Below are 16,101 nucleotides of genomic sequence, written 5' to 3' on the forward strand. Positions count from 1 at the left end.
ATTCATTTAATAGTACTAAGTAGTGCTAATTGGTGCAAAAAAATGACTTAAGTAACGAATTACTTAAGCATCAAAGCAAAAGCTTGAATAAGATTCTGAGTTAGCATTGGATTGTTGGTGGCCTTGGCTAGGAATAGAGCTCCTTCGATGGAGGTGACAATCAATGTCGCTGTCTCATGGACGGGCAGATTCCGGCTCAATTCGTTCTTTGCCACGCCTTCCTCCAGCAGCTTCTCAACAACCTGTAGTTGTTGATCGAAGAATGCTTTTATTTTAGCTCTCGCTTCCGAAGAGGAATGGGAGGTCTGCGTATACAGTGTCAGGAACGGACATCCGCCAACATAATCGATTTGTTCATTATCCTCCGTGAGGATTCGAAATAATCGCTCCAGCTTTGCAGGAATGGACATGTCTTGCGTCAAGACACGGGATATTCGTTCTTCATACCGCGAGATCAATTGGTCGACAATTGCTACCAAAAGCTCCTCCTTGCTTTTATAGTGGTAATAAATGTTGGTCTTTGAAACCTTGCTGAGGGCAACAATTTCGTCCATGCTTGTCACTTGATACCCTTTGGTAAGAAATAAGGTCGATGCGGTCTGCAGGACGATATCTTTGTTTGAAATGCTTGATCTTTTGCTTGTCATATTACTACTATACAGTACTATAAATTGCATGTCAAACCCTGGATGTGATTGGAAATGATGCTCGAGCATTATGGGGGTCGCTGTGAAGCCAACCACAATGCCGCATCAAAAAACACGCCGGATTGGCGTGCTTGATGGTTTATTGATGGTGGAGCCACATTAATGTTAAGTCGCAATATCAATCCTAAGGTAGTCAATGGGATATTATTGCATTAATGTAAATATATTACTCCAAAAAATCAACACTGTGACCAAACGTGTGACCACGCCCTCAACTCATCCCTATCTAGGCATAGCAAAAACCCGCCAAACACTCGGAAATCCTTCTGTTTAGCGGGTTCTTTAAGTATGGAGCCTAGGGGGATGTCCGAATCCCGATTATAGGCTGACGAAGATAACTTCACGAGGACTTTTAGCGGTAGATTCAGACGCCGTACTCCTCCGCTTCGCTCCGTCCGCGCGGGCGAACCCCCTGTTCGGGGTTCTCACCTCCTGGGCAATAAAAAAACCAGCTAATACTTTGTCAATAGGCTGTTTTATTGGACAACGGTTTTTGGTATACTGAATTTGACGCATGAGAAATAAACCTCCACTTTATGGAAGTTTATGGGATGAAGATGTTTAAGTAGCGAACGGTTGCCCTTTTTTTAGCATAGCGTAGACGTGATGTAATACCTTGTTGGCGCAAGCAATCACGGCTACTTTATGGGGCTTCCCTTCGCTTCTTTTCTTGTCATAATACGCTCGTAGGCGTGAATTAAGATCCTTCCTTAATCCGCAGATCACCGCGAGATAAGCAGCTCGTCTCAAGCGTTTTGAGCCCCGTTTTGTAATTCGGTTTTCACTAGCTGTAAACTTTCCTGAGCTAAATACGCTTGGATCTAGTCCCGCCATCGCCACAACTTGCTTGGGATGACTAAACTGCGATCCATCCCCGATTTCCGCTACGATTGCCGTAGCCAGTTTCGTACTGACTCCTGGAATGGATTCAAGCAATTGCACCTGTGGGATCGTTTGGGACACGTCATGAATGACTCGCTCTACGTGGGCAAGCTGCTCCTGAAGCTCACGGAGCACCTTCAGCATCATCAGTAGGGATTGTTTCAACCCGAAACCAATGGTGGTGACCGGATTCATCTGACTTATCGTGTGCATGAATTGAGCCTTCCCGTTCACCCAATTATCCGAGCGGCAACCTCTGGATGCCTTTTTTATGGCCTCAAACCAGTTTTCTTCCTGTGGTTCATCGGATGTCAGATACACTTCTAGCAGATTTAAGGATGTTTTCGAGAATAGATCCGTAAAAACCACTTCGTAACCTGGAAGGACTTGATCAAGTAAGGCGCGCATATGAAGTCTTGTCTGGACATACAGGCTTGTCACGAACTCCTGTTGGCGGGTTAAGAATTGAAGGTCTGTAAAAGCCTCCTTCCGTATGGGATGGGCAAGCCAATCTTCTTCCTGATAATATAAATCTCCCAGGTGCCAGGCATCGGATTCATCCGTTTTTACCTTGCGCAAACCTACCCTTCTTGCCCTTTGTGCTTGCAAAGGGTTGACTAAGATCACTTGAAACCCTTCCTGCTGTAAAAACTGGACAAGCACACGATGATAGTGTCCCGTTGGCTCCAGAATAATGGACGGTTTTTCCCCTGTCAGTTGCTCCAGATCGGCCAGTAACACCTTCAGCCGCTCAAATCCTGTTGGGGTATGAAGAATGGTTTCTGCTCGTCCCACAGGACGGTTTCGTTTAAGAAAACACTGGGCAACCGACTTTCCTTTTGCGACATCAATACCAATAACAGGTTTCATGGCGTTCTCCCTTCAAAAAATGGCCGGTCCGCTCCCCACAATGGTTCCAACTTCACAGCTTCGCTTGTGATACGAGGTCAACGCCTCAACCAGCTCAATCGTGATGGTCGGTGGTAGGGGGAGAACAGTTTTTGTGTACGGGGTTGTCCCCCAGGGGCTGTCACGTTCTCCCGGCTACCGCCATCATAGAATGACCATGAAGAATAGGCCAACCAGTAATATCTGGCTGACCTCATAATACGAAAGATAGAAGCAGCATTAGCGCGGCGGCTGTTTTGTGATCTTTCTTACTCCGGGCTCAAAATCATTACGACACCATCTTACAAAGGTAGATGAATGGCGAAGATAAGTCTTGGCGGTCTTTTCTTCGAGGATACCGGCTTTCAGCTTCTCTGTTACCTCTTGTTCGTAGGCTTCATACAGAAGCTCCAATTGTTTTATAAAATCTTGTGAAGCTCTCATCATGTTAGCACTCCTTGTTTGAACAATTTTTCCTGCTAAAAAACCAGATGCACAATGCATCTGGCTCCTTCCATGAACTGAGATTACCATTCAAGTTTATCGTCATCTTCGTATAGCGACATCGCGTAGTCTATAAAATCCATCAATTTGTCTTTGTTGATCTTATCTATGCTGATCCTGTACTGTGTCCCATATTTCATGTTCAGCTCAAGAGCAGAGATATCCATGCCGAGAAATCTTTCTTCCTTCATGTATGTATAATCGATGTCTTCATATTTTGCGATAAACCTAGAAGTGGAGTTTCCCGCATCTTTGACACATACAGAATCAACGGTCAATACTAATCCCGATTTGCCGTTACTTGAGATGCTCATGTCGGTAATATCAATGATTTGATCCTTTTTATATTGACCTTGACACATAATTTCAAGGGCATTTCTTACCCTTGGTTCGTAATCGTCGCCTGGTCTATACCCGAAGATATCTTCAAATTTTTCGATTAGTGCTGATTTAAGATCACTCACTGTCTGTGCCTCCATGTCCTTTAGCATGTCGCATGCTCTGTAATTTACCTCATAGAATTCCTCTAGTGTCATTTGATCCTTATAGAAATGTTCATACGATTCCTTAACTCTGCAAATTAGGGGGCGGTCAGCATAGATGCTACACAGGTTGGTATCATCATCAAAATGACGACATACCCCATCGCCCCTGTCTAAATGCATATATTGCTCTGTGATACCTACTTTTTTGCAACATAAGCCACACTGGTCGCAGTTAAACATTTCTATGCTTTAGTCATCATTTCTAAAAATCTGTTGCCATCCTCAAGCACCTTTTCGGAAGCTTCATCAAGTTGTCCTTCTTGTTTCAGCAGGGAAGTGTCCAAAACAACCTTTATCGTTTTAGCAAGCTGAACGCACATATAGATATCTTCTTGTTCGGATCGGGAGTAATTCTGCCAGTCTACCCCTTTTGTATCGATGATTGATATCAAAGTCTTTACTTGATGAGCCAAGTAGAGATCCAATTTTTGTAATAACTCAGTGAGTTGAATTGCTCGGGTATAGATCCCTTTCAATGTGATACCGATATTACTAGCCTGTTTCTTGAAGGCTTTAGCCTTATCATAATTCCCATAAGCATCATTCAAGGCACTTTTAGCTTGACTTGCAAAGATAGCTCCACCAATTGCCAGAGCAGGTCCAGCCACAAGACCCCCTAAAACAACCATGCCGCCTGCCATTCCAAGACCCCCAGCAGTTAAAGCTCCGCCTCCGAGCCAAGCCAGTGTCGCATTGGTAGCTGCTACTCCTGACAGCGTCGAAAGTGCCGTACCTGTTGTTGCAGTCACCAGTAGTCCGCCTAAACCGCTCATTACGACACTATACGTTCCAAATGCAAGTAAAGCACCGGAACCAATTGCTGCTATGCCGTTAATGGCAATCTGTTTCGCTTCAAAGGACGCTTCTTTTAACTGTAAAAAGCTTTTACTAGTCGGGTTGAAGTCCTTCAGTTCCTCGATACCTTGACTACTGTTTAAGTTAATGTTCTTGATCTTTTCGAAGTTCACCACAAAATCGTTAATAGATGTAGTCAGGATTCTAATCTTTTCCTCGCCCAGCTCAGTAATTGCTTCATTTGCTTTTCCCTTAGCCATCTGAATAAATTCTTCAGCTTCTTTCGCTATATCTTGCGATGTCTGATTCAAGGCTTTTGCTTTATTCATATCTCGCTTGCCATCTAAACCCTTTTTTACACCAGCGGCTGCTGTGATTGCTGCGATTCCTGCAACGAGTGCAGGTATTAACGGTAAAGGCATTGTTACCCCTCCAATAATTAAAATTCTAGTGCTGCATTCTTATCCAGCATGAAGTTGTCAAACTCCGAAAAGTTCTTAAATTGTAAGGCTCCACCCATCTCAATAGCGATATTGTTCAGTCCTTGGGTGAATAACTCAATATTTTGGTTACTACTTGCCAAATTTATTATGGAGAGTGCCTCGGTAAAGACTTGTTGTCTACGGGCGTAGAATTTCTCAATCATACTAAGCAATTCTTCGCCCTGTTTGTCCATAGCTTCCATTGCCGCGGCAGCGATTGCATGTATTCTATATCTACGTTCTTCTGAAAGGCGTTCCTCGCGAAGAGTTTGCATGCATGCCTTGTATACAGATGAGCTTGTCAAATAGCCAACCATACCACCAATGACAGTTCCAACGCCTGGGAATATTGCTGTTCCAACGGCTGCACCAAAGCTTGCTGCCATCATGCCGGTTCCCTTTTCACCTAGCTCCTCAACGAGCTCAAGACTGTCGATCTCGCCCCTAGCATACCGAATTAGGGACTTCCCGACTTGAACAGTAGCAGTTGCAATCATAGCAGGCATGTTAGTCTTCGATATGTTAACAAAAACACTGTCCGAACTCGCTGCCATGAACCCCCTAATCGCTGTATCACCTGCTCCGATGATATACGCTGTTACGGCACCAGAAGCTGTGTCTTTACCAACGCCCTTTAGGGCTTCAACGGCAGTCTTTTCGCCTAGAATTAGACTGGTTACGTTTTGGGCAGTAGAAATCACCGCAGAAATCACAGCTGCGCTTTTGGCGCTTTCGATACCCGAACGATGGGCTGTCTCTAAAACGTACTTCGCAGTTGCCAATTGAGGGTGTTCACGGAGGAAGATGGCTTCTTTCGTAGTTATCCCACTATCCTTCAAATCCTTCGATACTTGACGATATTTATCTGCGTTTTGATCCAGAAGATCAGCCTTATCGAATTGTCCTTGGGTTCTCAGTTTCTCAGCTTGCTCGGATAATTCCCTTGCTTTGTCCTCCGCATATTTCTTAGCAATTTCATATTGCTCTTTTGGGATTAATACATCATTTCCACGATACCTCTCCCAATCATCCTTTGTCATTTTCCTTACTAATTCTTCTGAACTCTTCTTTATCTCTTCTGGAGTCTCGAACTTACCATAGAACTTCATTTGGGCTCCCCAAGTTGGGTTGCCCGAATCATCTACTGACAAAATGTCGAATTGCGGATCATTACCCCTGCCAATATCGTTAGACCGATGTATACGACTACCGCTGTTATTGATGATATTCTCGGCATTGGTTTTGTCGACATAGTGGATTTCAGCGGAGAAGCCAGCCTGTTGCTTAATATTTTGGTATTCAAAATCAGGATGGACTTTGGATTCGGAAACCTGTTTGAGTCCTTTCCTAATGATGTCACCATCGGCATCGACATAGCCTTTATACCCCTTGACATACTCTGATGCCGCTCTACCAAATCTTTCGACATTCTCGGTTGTTGCGGCTCCTATTGTCGAATCAATAAGACCGCTGTGACCTTTTTTCTTTTCTTTATCACCCATTTAAAGAGGATCACATCCATTTATAAGTAGGTCTTAGCCAGAATAGTTCTGGGTATAACGGACTAATTCGACATGTTCCAATAAAACCCTCTTTATCCAGCTGATCTGTTAGTTCATTTATATTCAAATTATATAGTTACATTGTGACACTATATTGTCAGGGAATGTACGTTCCGGTTATTACATCTTGTGATCACAAGCATCAAAAAAGTGTTCACTTTGCTCGCCTAGGATTATCCTTCGACCATAAAGAAAAAGCTGCCGTTTTTCGCGGCAGCTCTACGCTCCGGCTTTTGAAGCCGAAGGCTTATTGTCACTTCTTGCATCAATAAGGACGATGTTCTTGTAGTCATGTAGGCTAAGCTCATTCAATATCTTGTTAACCTTTTTATACTCACTTTCAGAAAAATACATTATAACCTTTATAGACTTATTCGTTTCATTAGCTTTTTCGTATATCGCCACTTGGTTCTGCAAGTTCTTTTTTAACTGAGTATTACTGGCAAGTTTAAACTCAATCAAAGTCTTATCTTTATTTCCTCGTGAGACCTTATAATCAACTGGACCTCTTCCGTTATTTACTTCCCTATTCACATCCGATACCGAAGCGAACCAGGTCAAGCGATAAAGCAGTTGTAAGTCCTCTTCCTTTTTTATAGCGATGCCATTTGAATAAAAAATTCTGTAACCATCGTTATTCTCTATTACATGCTTCATAAATAAAACCCTAGACATGGATTCCTCGAATGTGTCGACCGATGTATTATAGAACTCTGTCTCTTCTTTAAGTAACTGAATCAATTGTTTAAATTGCTCAACATATAACAAAGCAGATTCTCTTACCTTCTCAATACTACTAGCCTCTGCTTTATCACCGTTCTGTTCTTTATACTTAATATAATAGTCAATGAACTGAGGAAATTCAGCAACTACTTTGCTAACTGCATAACTCCGATCTTTTGCAGTTGCTTTCTTCGGCAATGCCGAGTAAAAGTAATTATTTATCTGGGCACGGAGTTGGTCATTATCAATGCAATCAGGAATAGATGAGAAATCTTTTACAATGTCTGTCTTATTTATCCATGTGTCGTCTTTGGTCAATATATCAACCGGAGTCAGTAAGACATAATCACCATTTATAAAGGGTAAGGTGAAATTACCCCTTTCCCAAGTCTCGGTTGAATAGTTGAACCTTACATTTTGAACTGGCACATTCTTCGTGAACTGTGGTTTTAAATACTTATTTGCAAAAGTCTGAGTATAGTTCAGAAGAAATTCATGAATCAACCTTGTTGTGAAATCACTTATATTATCTCTACCAACTTTATCCTTGATAATACAAAGCTTTTCAAGGTGGCTGCTCTCCGTAATTTGCTCCTGACCAAAATCAGAAAAAAGACTGCCCAAATTTTCGTGCAGGGCTATAGCAAATTCCCTTCCTAAGCCGCTGCCTCCATTACCATTTTGGCAAAATCCAAACCAGTTCTGCTTTATCTCAGGAAACATATACCAAGCCTTTAACAGCCCATCTGAAATGCGATTTCCTTGAGCCTTGTCCCTTAAAAATCTTAAATACTTAAGTACTCCATTATGCAAGATCTGATATTCCTTTTTGGTGCTGTTGAACAAAAGAAAAGGGTCAATGAATAAAGGCAAATCATTTATAAGAGAAACGTCAAATGCCCCATGTTCTTCAAGTACTGTTGGATCAATCTCAAAGAAGTCCGAGAAATACACTTTAAGTTGCATAATACTGTTACCCCCTAGCCATTACAACGCTCATACAATGGTATAATTCGCCAATGTGTGACATAATCCTTCTTTGTATAAACGTTCCTCTAAGCAAGTCTTCCCTTCCCCATCTTACCCTTCACTCATACAAGAGGAGCCGCGCCGCGACATACTCCTTGATTGCAGGGAACAACTCCTTAAATCGCTCAATGTCTTCAGGTGATTGGTCAAAAAGCTCATCGTATATCTTGTCGCAAAGATAAAGAACCTCTGTGAAATCGAACCCCTCATAAGACTTTAAATCGTTATCTTCTAATCGGATCAACCTGCTTAACCACCAACTCAAACGGTCAGCCAAGGAAGCATAAACCGTATGGGCAAACCCTGAAGATTCAAAATCATAATCATACTCTTTGAACAGCCTGTCCAACATGACGAAATACAGCTTGCTCGACTTGGGGGTGATGCTGTATTGCTTACCGGCTTCCAAAGTCATGATCTCCACAGGGTCATTGTAAATTTGTGGATGAAAAACTTCAGGAATTCTTCTGCTATCAAGTACGCTCACCTTCCGGTCAAATACAAGTGATAGTTCGTTCGCTACCTCGATACTAGCAAAAGGGTCGTACTCGGTGTGGGGATCGAATACTGCTAGGAAGTCAATATCACTGTTGTCGGTTTCTGTTCTATTGAGGAAAGAACCGTAGCTTCAAAGCTAATACCCCATGACGGGCAGCGAAAGTATCCATCAGGAGATGCTTCTTCTCAATGATTGTGTCGATTACGTTCATGTGGACAACTCCTTCGTTACTAATCCATTTCTTCTAACGGGTCTAAACTTCTGATTCCAACCCATACTCTGGCAAACTGAGTTAACTCCTCACTTTCTGGTGGGCAACGCTTGGCTACGTAATCCCTTACTTTTGGGAACAACTCCTTGAAACGAGCGATGTCTTCTAGCGATTGGTTCGAAATGTCTTCTAACTTGTCGCAGAGGTAGAGGACTTCGATGAAGGAGAACCCCTCATAAGACCGGAGGTCAAGGAGCAATCGGCTGAACCACCAGCTGATCCTCTCTATTTAGCCCCCAAATGAACTTGGACAGTACACCCCTTATTCCGATACAATGAAATTAGTCGGAGGGGAAGGCAATGGAGAGAAGAAGGTATGATCTGAATTTCAAGAAGATGGTTGTAGCCAAGGGAAAAGAGATTGGCAATATGACAGCAGCAGCACGACAACATGAACTCGATCCGAAGATGGTACTACGCTGGGCGAGACAACTTGAGCGCAAGGATCTTGATCAACTAGACGATTCAGCTTCGAAGCAGCCAACGTTCATTCCCTCAGCAGCCGACTATGCTGCCCTAGAGAAGGAACATGAGAAGCTCAAGAAGCTCTACGCAGAGCAGGCGCTAGAGAGGGAGATCCTCCGTGACCTGTTAAAAAAAACGAACCCGCACTTGCGGATAAAATAGAGATTGCCCAGAAATTTATCTTCCAAGGACATTCGATCAGCCTTGTGCTGCGCATTTTGGAGGTAGAGCGATCCACGTATTATTCACATGTGGATCGAACAAATCAGCAACCCGAACAATACCACAGGAGCGGTCGCCCCGCGCCTGGATACTCATATACGCAAGACAACAAACGGATTAGCGACGAACAAATCTGTGAGTGGATCATGGAGTTATTAGCCGACGAGTACACGTCCGTTTATGGATACCGTAAGCTGACAAAGCTGTTAAGGCGCCAGCACGGGCTTGTAATCAACAAGAAGAAAGTCTACCGACTGTGCAAGAAGATGAATGTGCTGCGGCCTCAGCGAACGCTCAAAATCAAGTATCCTAAGAGGCTGGCGAACAATAGAACGATTACCGGTTCCAATCCGTTGTGGGAGACGGATATTAAGTATGGCTGGATTGCAGGTGAACATCGTTTCTTCTTTCTGATGAGCATCATTGACGTGTTCGACCGGGGCATCGTTACGTATCACCTCGGCTTATCCTGCGAAGCCAAGGACCTTGTTCAGATCACGCAAGAGGCGCTTATGAAGCGCCAACTCTTTGGCAAAGCGAATCGGCCAGTCATGCGATCAGACAATGGACCGCAGTTCATAAGTCATCGATTTGCAGAGGCCTGCGAACAATTCGAAATGGTTCACGAGCGCATACCACCCAAGATGCCGAATAAGAATGCTCATATCGAGTCTTTCCATGCCATTCTAGAATCCGAGTGCTACCAGCGGCACGAATTTGAGAACTATCAACATGCTTATGAAGTCGTGATCGGCTTTATCCACAACTACAACCATAATCGCATTCATGGCAGCATCTACGATATGTCACCATACGAATATATGGATGTGATTAAGCTTGGCATTGCGAAGCCTAAGGAAATAAAAGTGTGAGACGATGAAAACGAAAATCGAAGCAAACCCAAGCAATTCTATGCAATCAATTGAATAAGAGGTGCGTTGTCCATTATTCGGGGGTTAAACCGATAGTTCTTGCTGTTACCAACTGCAGAACTGATCGGCTTATCCTCTGTTACTGACCAAAGCTCTAATGTAAACTCAGGGATAAACGCTTGAGCATTATACAGAACATCCAAATGGATACCGTCTTTTACTACCCTTGTAGTATTGACGATAGTCGGCGGCGGCTGAACCATTTCATTTGAGATCGAAAGGGGTGTTTCTACAGAATCTGTTGGAGCTTCAATCTGAACTTGTTCTACGATTGGCTGCGGTTGATCCTCAGCTGCCGAAACTGAGGATGCTACAAGGACTGAAGATAAGGCAAAGGTTCCAATGAATAACCTCTTCATTACTATGGGTAGCTTCTTCATTTACTGTTCCTCCTGATATTGTTAGTGTGCTTACAATTAGGATTCAAAAACTATCCTTGAATACTGTGTTTTATCTCTGTTATCAGGTGCTGAAATTGGAACAGAATTCATCAAAACAAAAAGCGATGCCCCGAAAGACACCGCATAAAAACCCAACAATAAGTTTTATAATGTTGATCTACCTAGTGTAGGATCGACTACAATAGCTGAACCACTCTTCAAAGCTTTTTGCAAATCGACCTTTTCAAAAGCTCCAGCCGCTGTTGTAAACCATGAACCTCCTAACTTAATTATTATCTGTGCATGGTTTGTTCCACCAATAATAGCGGTGTTGTAACCCATTGAGTCAAAAACAACAGAATAAACCTGGGCTTCAGCGTCACAATCGCTTCTGTTATATAATAAATTATCTGCTGCCGACGAAGGAGAACCGTCTCCTGGATCTGCTTTTCCCTGTAACAGGTTAAGCGCAACATTTACTATTTTGTAGACCTTGATAATCTCATCTTTACTTAAGCCTTCTTCGACAAGCGGACCGATTTTGTTCTCAGCAGATTTTAGTCCTTTATTCCTTTCCTGTTCTTTGTGATCCGTAGTATTTGTATTTCCCGACCATCTTGCTCCATTTAGGTAGTCAGAATAACACTCCGAATACTTTTCCCCGCCGAATACAACAGTGTCAACCCCTTGAATAGCTCCGTTGACAATCTCCATCACCTTGTTGTACTCATTTTGGTTTGCACTATCGTATGTGTGTTTCCCATATAAGACCTTGATTCCACCTACCATTTGTCCCGTTGAACTTGTCGGGCTCTTTGTTGATTCAATGTAGGCAGTTTGTGTTTCGTTGTCCCACTTAACCGTTCCCCCTAAAGCTTCAGCAATTAACCGTAATGGAACCATCGTAAATCCATTGATCTTAGTTGAAGGAGCCGTTAGCTTAACCTGTTTCCCATTTACGTAGGCGACCTCACTGCCGACCTTCAGAGAGACTTCTGTTGAACCCTTTGTTGCAGAAACAGTTTCTGTTGCGTTCGACCAACTAACCGTAGCACCTAATGACTCGAAGATTCCTCGAAGTGGGACAAGTGTGCTTCCGTTTTGGATGACTGGTGACTGCGGATATGACTGCTTCACCCCATCAATCACAACGGACGGAATGAGAACACCCGCTGAGAGAATCTTTACCTCGTTGTTTTTACTAACTGGCGAATAAGAAGCATAATTGAGGCTATCCGTCATACCGAGTTGTTGTTTTATTCTAGCAAGCGTAGTTTGATCATTGCGGAGCGTTAATAACCCATCAGAACCGTATTTAGCAAAGATTTCCTCCACATCGAGGATCACTGGCTTCAACTCAGTTTTATCTACAAAATCGCCCGAGGAAAGCTTCTCATCAACTGTATTAAGCCCATCTAAAATGTTAGAGATAGCATTTATGTTGAACCCTTTTTCCTCTATTACCTTCACAGCAAGCTTCAAATTGTTAATCAATGCTTGCTCATCTTGAAAACTCACACTCAGTTGCTGCACCTCGGCGACTGGTTGGGTGGACGGGTGGGATGATGCTGCTGAAGTCACGTTACCCCCATTGAGGACGACTGCTCCGAGCAATACAGAACTAATCAACATACTCTTTATGACGAAGCTGAAAGTTCGCTCGGCAGACTTCTTTCTAGCATAAACTGAGGTCATATGAACATGGGTCTCATCGTTTATGATGCGTTTTCCTGTCTTTTTAACCATTCGACTCATTCCTCTCATTCCTCTCTTAATCGATTTACTACTTATATCTAGTTATAATTTTTCTCTGGAATCGAGTGCTAAAGTTTCATGAAAATTTAGAACAAAATAAAACGGATCGCCTGATTATCGTTAAGGCGATCCGTTGGTCCGAAATATTTAATCATCTTTGAACATTCTCCAATCAAGTGAATGAAATACCCAAGTGAGCGTTAAAGTAATTGCTGCTGAAACTTATAAAAGGAACTCACTCATTCTTCAACCTCTAAACGCCTAAACGCCTCATTATTTTCGATTAACTGTGGGAGCGTTACCGGAATGAAATGATTAATGTCCACTCCAGCGTTAAGCATATTAGGCTGATTCAGGTAAAATTGATATGCCGGTGAAGTGCGGGTATTGTGGATATGACCAAAGATGTGCATGCTGCCTCTGAAATACCTCGCCCATTCTGCCAGCGGGAAGTGACAAAGAACCAAATGGCAATCCATATCAGTTATCTCTTTGATTTGGCTTACACTCTCAAAATAATCCGATAATTTGACCTGATTTGTCCATCTTTCATGGTTACCGAGGACAAGATGCTTACGACCTTTAAGCTGATCTAAATAATAGTGTGGTGTTTGCCGCGACCTAAACATAAAATCCCCGATGAGATAAACTTCATCTTCCGATTGAACCACACTATTCCAGTTTTCGATAATAACTTGATCCATCTCGTTAACTGATGAAAAAGGGCGATTGTTCATACGAATAACGCCTTCATGTCTGAAATGTGGATCTGCAATAAAATATCTCTGCATTATATCACCTCCTGCGGTTGATCTATAATCTCGAACGAAATAATTTAGCATACGGAAAGCATTTACGACGAAAGGTTTTGTAAATAATGTAAATTCATTCGTGTATTCTAGCGTACTTGTTTAAACCGTTCAAGTGTTTTCAGGTATGGATTTGAAATTTATCTTCAAAACAAATAGCAGCTCTAGGATTTCTCCATAGCTGCGCGAAAGTTCTCACCACCAAAGAGAACATTCGTTCCTATTGTCTAATACACTCATATCCCGAACAAATATTCGTATTGCAATGGCGAAATTTTCCTCGAAGTCAGCAAATAAAAAAAGGTGATCCCCTGTGAAGGATCACCTTAGATTATTTACTTTATTGACGCAATTGGATTCATTATCGAGCAAGTCTCTATACAATAAAAAAAAACGGCATCTCTGCCCTTTGTGTTAGATGTTGGTGGAGCCAAGGGGGATCGAACCCCTGACCTCATCGCTGCCAGCGATGCGCTCTCCCAGCTGAGCTATGGCCCCATATTTTCCAATTATGGAAATTCACCTAATCTTCTTTGGGTGCTAAACTGGTATTGGTGCTCTCCCAGCTGAGCTAAGGCCCCGTATTCCTACATCTTATGTAACAGGAGCTTGTGATCCATGGTTACTAAGTTTGTCGGGCACAAAATAGATATTATCATGATACTGTCCATCCTGTCAACACTTCTTTGGATATTTTTTCTCAGGCTCTCCGCTACAAGCGCGAGAGGAACCCCGGAAGCCCGGCCAGGGCTTCCAGACTCCACCGCCGGGCCGATCCGCTCAACCTAACGTGCAGTAACAGCCTCTGGCTGCCGAAGAATCGCTATGGTGCAGGAACGTAGAATAGCGCTTCAGCGAACCGGAGATTATTCTGCTCTGCCTACAGCCAGAACCCCGCTAGCACAGCTATCGACATCATGCTCTTGATCTAACATTCTCGTCGGAGCCCGGACTTCAGGTGGATGATCACAGTAAGCGCCAGCAGCCCTGCCAGCTCCACGAACAGGATATAAAACGGGACACGTACACCGTAGAAATGCAGCGACGAGTGGAACTGATTAAACGACGAGCTCACATCAAGCACCCACATCACATCCGGCAGCGCGCCGAGAAACCCGGCCGCCAGCAGCAGGATGTCCCCGTCACGCCAAGCGATGTAGAGCAGATACGCGATGATCAGCAAGCCAAGGATCGTATTGCCGGGCATCTGCAGCTCGCGATGCGGAATCGCATCCAGGGCAAAATGGGAAGCAAAGCATAGCGCAAGCACTGCGGGCATCGCGCCCCATCTCGCCGGACGCGGCAGCGACCGAACCGAGCTGAGTCGATATAGAGCCGCAGCGGCGGCCATATGTGTGGCGACTAACAATGGGCAACGCTCCTTTTCTCTCGTTCATCATAACAATAAACGTTGCAGCAACAGGAATAGTTGCATCCCGCCACCCCCATGCAGCGCCTGTCCCAACATGATGTGACGACCGTCATAACACGGGGCGAGTGAGTGACCCGAACGGACGTCTAACCGACTAATCGGCTCCCGCCCGCTATCGCATGCTGCCGAAGCCCCCGCAGGACTCACGGAAGACAAACGGCGTCTCGAACTGGACAGCAGTCGGCTCGGCCGAAGCATCGAGAATACGCGCCATGACCAGGCGAATGCACTCCTCGGCCATCTCCTCGACAGGCAGCTTGACTGTCGAGAGCGACGGCACGCTGTACAACTCCGCCTCATGATCGCCGTAGGTCAGAATCTCCATCTGGTCAGGAATCACGATCCCTGCCCGATGGAACACCGGCAGCGCAGCGACGGCCATCGGTCCGAGCGGGAAGTACATCGCTGTCGGCAGCGGTTCTCCGCCTTCGAGAATCCGCTTCGTTGCCGCATTCCCGCCAGCCATCGTCATCGTGGCAGCCTGGATATGATGCGGCTCCAGCTCGAGTCCATACTTCGTGCAGGACTCGACGAAGCCCTTGAAGCGGAGATTCTTCATCGTATCCACGAGATATTCGGGGACGATCGTACCGACTCGCTTATGGCCGCGACTGGCGAACAGCTCCGCCGATTTGCGGCCGATCTCATATGTATCGACGTAGGCACAACTGTAGACGCTGCTCAACCGATTGAACAGAACAGTCGGTACACTGAGCCTGTTCTCCTCCAGCTCCTGCTGCTCATCTGCCAACAGTCCCGTTAATATCGCTCCGTGATAGCTGCCGCTGCCGCAGATCGCTCGGATTCTGTCGATATCATTGCGATGGTAAGGATGAATCGTCATCTCGAACTCGGCCTCCTGCGCCAACACACAGCTCTGAGCCCCCATGATGAATCGTCCCAGCAGATCTGCCGAGAGATCCGATGGCCAGAAGGTCGCGATGACCGGCATGTTGCGGGCATGGATCTGCCTTAGCCGTCGAGCCGATACGTTCGGCAGATAACCTAGACCTTGCGCAGCTTCCATGATCCGCTGCTGTGTTCTTTTCGAAATTCGCATCTCGTCGCCGCGCCCGTTAAGCACGATCGATACCGTTCCGACCGAGAGGTTGGTTCGTTCAGCGATGTCCTTAATTGTTGTCATACTCATCCGTCCATGCCTCCCCATTTTCTTTTATTAAGACGGAATACACCTCCCCTTGTCAAGCAAGGATGCTGT

Annotated in this window: 15 protein-coding genes, 1 tRNA gene and 2 pseudogenes; 2 read left to right on the forward strand and 16 right to left on the reverse strand. The window is 44.5% G+C overall.

The features are described 5' to 3' along the window. Nucleotides 1-59 precede the first annotated feature (59 nt). From ACY1JZ_RS16160 to ACY1JZ_RS16205, 10 genes and pseudogenes are all read right to left on the reverse strand, one after another. Nucleotides 60-677, reverse strand: a complete 618-nt coding sequence (locus ACY1JZ_RS16160; protein WP_462630109.1) for a TetR/AcrR family transcriptional regulator — start codon at nucleotides 675-677, stop codon at nucleotides 60-62. Nucleotides 678-1,268: 591 nt separating this feature from the next. Next, nucleotides 1,269-2,459: an IS110 family RNA-guided transposase gene (locus ACY1JZ_RS16165; protein WP_462630110.1), complete on the reverse strand. Its 1,191-nt coding sequence runs from the start codon at nucleotides 2,457-2,459 to the stop codon at nucleotides 1,269-1,271. A 258-nt stretch (nucleotides 2,460-2,717) separates the two neighbouring features. Then, nucleotides 2,718-2,924 (reverse strand): hypothetical protein, encoded by a 207-nt coding sequence (locus tag ACY1JZ_RS16170; protein WP_462630111.1) that lies wholly within the window; start codon nucleotides 2,922-2,924, stop codon nucleotides 2,718-2,720. A gap of 80 nt (nucleotides 2,925-3,004) precedes the next feature. Then, nucleotides 3,005-3,445, reverse strand: a complete 441-nt coding sequence (locus ACY1JZ_RS16175) for a hypothetical protein (RefSeq protein WP_462630213.1) — start codon at nucleotides 3,443-3,445, stop codon at nucleotides 3,005-3,007. A 90-nt stretch (nucleotides 3,446-3,535) separates the two neighbouring features. Next, nucleotides 3,536-3,706: pseudogene (locus tag ACY1JZ_RS16180) on the reverse strand (YkgJ family cysteine cluster protein); the annotation flags it as partial. Between the two features lie 2 nt (nucleotides 3,707-3,708). Next, nucleotides 3,709-4,743 (reverse strand): hypothetical protein, encoded by a 1,035-nt coding sequence (locus tag ACY1JZ_RS16185; RefSeq protein ID WP_462630112.1) that lies wholly within the window; start codon nucleotides 4,741-4,743, stop codon nucleotides 3,709-3,711. 17 nt (nucleotides 4,744-4,760) lie between these two features. Beyond that, nucleotides 4,761-6,305 (reverse strand): hypothetical protein, encoded by a 1,545-nt coding sequence (locus tag ACY1JZ_RS16190; protein WP_462630114.1) that lies wholly within the window; start codon nucleotides 6,303-6,305, stop codon nucleotides 4,761-4,763. A 279-nt stretch (nucleotides 6,306-6,584) separates the two neighbouring features. Continuing rightward, nucleotides 6,585-8,054: a DUF8370 family protein gene (locus tag ACY1JZ_RS16195; protein WP_462630115.1), complete on the reverse strand. Its 1,470-nt coding sequence runs from the start codon at nucleotides 8,052-8,054 to the stop codon at nucleotides 6,585-6,587. 121 nt (nucleotides 8,055-8,175) lie between these two features. Next, the gene (locus tag ACY1JZ_RS16200) at nucleotides 8,176-8,526 is read right to left on the reverse strand and encodes a hypothetical protein (protein WP_462630116.1); all 351 of its coding nucleotides are present in this window, start codon (nucleotides 8,524-8,526) and stop codon (nucleotides 8,176-8,178) included. 18 nt (nucleotides 8,527-8,544) lie between these two features. Beyond that, nucleotides 8,545-8,730, reverse strand: a pseudogene (locus ACY1JZ_RS16205) (hypothetical protein); the annotation flags it as partial. Nucleotides 8,731-9,187: 457 nt separating this feature from the next. On the opposite strand from ACY1JZ_RS16205, the gene ACY1JZ_RS16210 reads away from it, so the two are divergent. Both ACY1JZ_RS16210 and ACY1JZ_RS16215 read left to right on the forward strand, forming a co-directional pair. Then, nucleotides 9,188-9,514: a transposase gene (locus ACY1JZ_RS16210; protein ID WP_462630117.1), complete on the forward strand. Its 327-nt coding sequence runs from the start codon at nucleotides 9,188-9,190 to the stop codon at nucleotides 9,512-9,514. 35 nt (nucleotides 9,515-9,549) lie between these two features. After that, the gene (locus ACY1JZ_RS16215) at nucleotides 9,550-10,446 is read left to right on the forward strand and encodes an IS3 family transposase (RefSeq protein ID WP_462630210.1); all 897 of its coding nucleotides are present in this window, start codon (nucleotides 9,550-9,552) and stop codon (nucleotides 10,444-10,446) included. Between the two features lie 38 nt (nucleotides 10,447-10,484). On the opposite strand, the gene ACY1JZ_RS16220 is transcribed toward ACY1JZ_RS16215, so the two are convergent. The 6 genes from ACY1JZ_RS16220 to ACY1JZ_RS16245 all read right to left on the reverse strand — a co-directional run bounded on the left by ACY1JZ_RS16220 (nucleotide 10,485) and on the right by ACY1JZ_RS16245 (nucleotide 16,032). Beyond that, on the reverse strand, nucleotides 10,485-10,886 hold the full coding sequence (locus tag ACY1JZ_RS16220) for a hypothetical protein (RefSeq protein ID WP_462630118.1): 402 nt from the start codon (nucleotides 10,884-10,886) through the stop codon (nucleotides 10,485-10,487). A gap of 165 nt (nucleotides 10,887-11,051) precedes the next feature. After that, nucleotides 11,052-12,641, reverse strand: coding sequence for a stalk domain-containing protein (locus ACY1JZ_RS16225; protein WP_462630119.1), 1,590 nt, complete (start codon nucleotides 12,639-12,641; stop codon nucleotides 11,052-11,054). Nucleotides 12,642-12,880: 239 nt separating this feature from the next. Beyond that, nucleotides 12,881-13,432, reverse strand: a complete 552-nt coding sequence (locus ACY1JZ_RS16230) for a hypothetical protein (protein ID WP_462630120.1) — start codon at nucleotides 13,430-13,432, stop codon at nucleotides 12,881-12,883. A 440-nt stretch (nucleotides 13,433-13,872) separates the two neighbouring features. After that, nucleotides 13,873-13,948 (reverse strand) — tRNA-Ala (locus tag ACY1JZ_RS16235). A 430-nt stretch (nucleotides 13,949-14,378) separates the two neighbouring features. Beyond that, nucleotides 14,379-14,819, reverse strand: a complete 441-nt coding sequence (locus tag ACY1JZ_RS16240) for a hypothetical protein (RefSeq protein WP_462630121.1) — start codon at nucleotides 14,817-14,819, stop codon at nucleotides 14,379-14,381. 175 nt (nucleotides 14,820-14,994) lie between these two features. Further along, entirely contained in the window at nucleotides 14,995-16,032 is a 1,038-nt protein-coding gene (locus ACY1JZ_RS16245; RefSeq protein ID WP_462630123.1) for a LacI family DNA-binding transcriptional regulator, read from the reverse strand. Nucleotides 16,033-16,101 lie beyond the last annotated feature (69 nt).

Source organism: Paenibacillus sp. J5 (assembly GCF_054955055.1).

Coding starts and splice junctions, on each gene's coding strand:
- ACY1JZ_RS16225 (WP_462630119.1), bottom strand. CDS start 12,641: ATGAGTCGAATGGTTAAAAAGACAGGAAAACGCATCATAAACGATGAG.
- ACY1JZ_RS16160 (WP_462630109.1), bottom strand. CDS start 677: ATGCAATTTATAGTACTGTATAGTAGTAATATGACAAGCAAAAGATCA.
- ACY1JZ_RS16245 (WP_462630123.1), bottom strand. CDS start 16,032: ATGAGTATGACAACAATTAAGGACATCGCTGAACGAACCAACCTCTCG.
- ACY1JZ_RS16195 (WP_462630115.1), bottom strand. CDS start 8,054: ATGCAACTTAAAGTGTATTTCTCGGACTTCTTTGAGATTGATCCAACA.
- ACY1JZ_RS16185 (WP_462630112.1), bottom strand. CDS start 4,743: ATGCCTTTACCGTTAATACCTGCACTCGTTGCAGGAATCGCAGCAATC.
- ACY1JZ_RS16220 (WP_462630118.1), bottom strand. CDS start 10,886: ATGAAGAAGCTACCCATAGTAATGAAGAGGTTATTCATTGGAACCTTT.
- ACY1JZ_RS16210 (WP_462630117.1), top strand. CDS start 9,188: ATGGAGAGAAGAAGGTATGATCTGAATTTCAAGAAGATGGTTGTAGCC.
- ACY1JZ_RS16230 (WP_462630120.1), bottom strand. CDS start 13,432: ATGCAGAGATATTTTATTGCAGATCCACATTTCAGACATGAAGGCGTT.
- ACY1JZ_RS16165 (WP_462630110.1), bottom strand. CDS start 2,459: ATGAAACCTGTTATTGGTATTGATGTCGCAAAAGGAAAGTCGGTTGCC.
- ACY1JZ_RS16190 (WP_462630114.1), bottom strand. CDS start 6,305: ATGGGTGATAAAGAAAAGAAAAAAGGTCACAGCGGTCTTATTGATTCG.
- ACY1JZ_RS16170 (WP_462630111.1), bottom strand. CDS start 2,924: ATGATGAGAGCTTCACAAGATTTTATAAAACAATTGGAGCTTCTGTAT.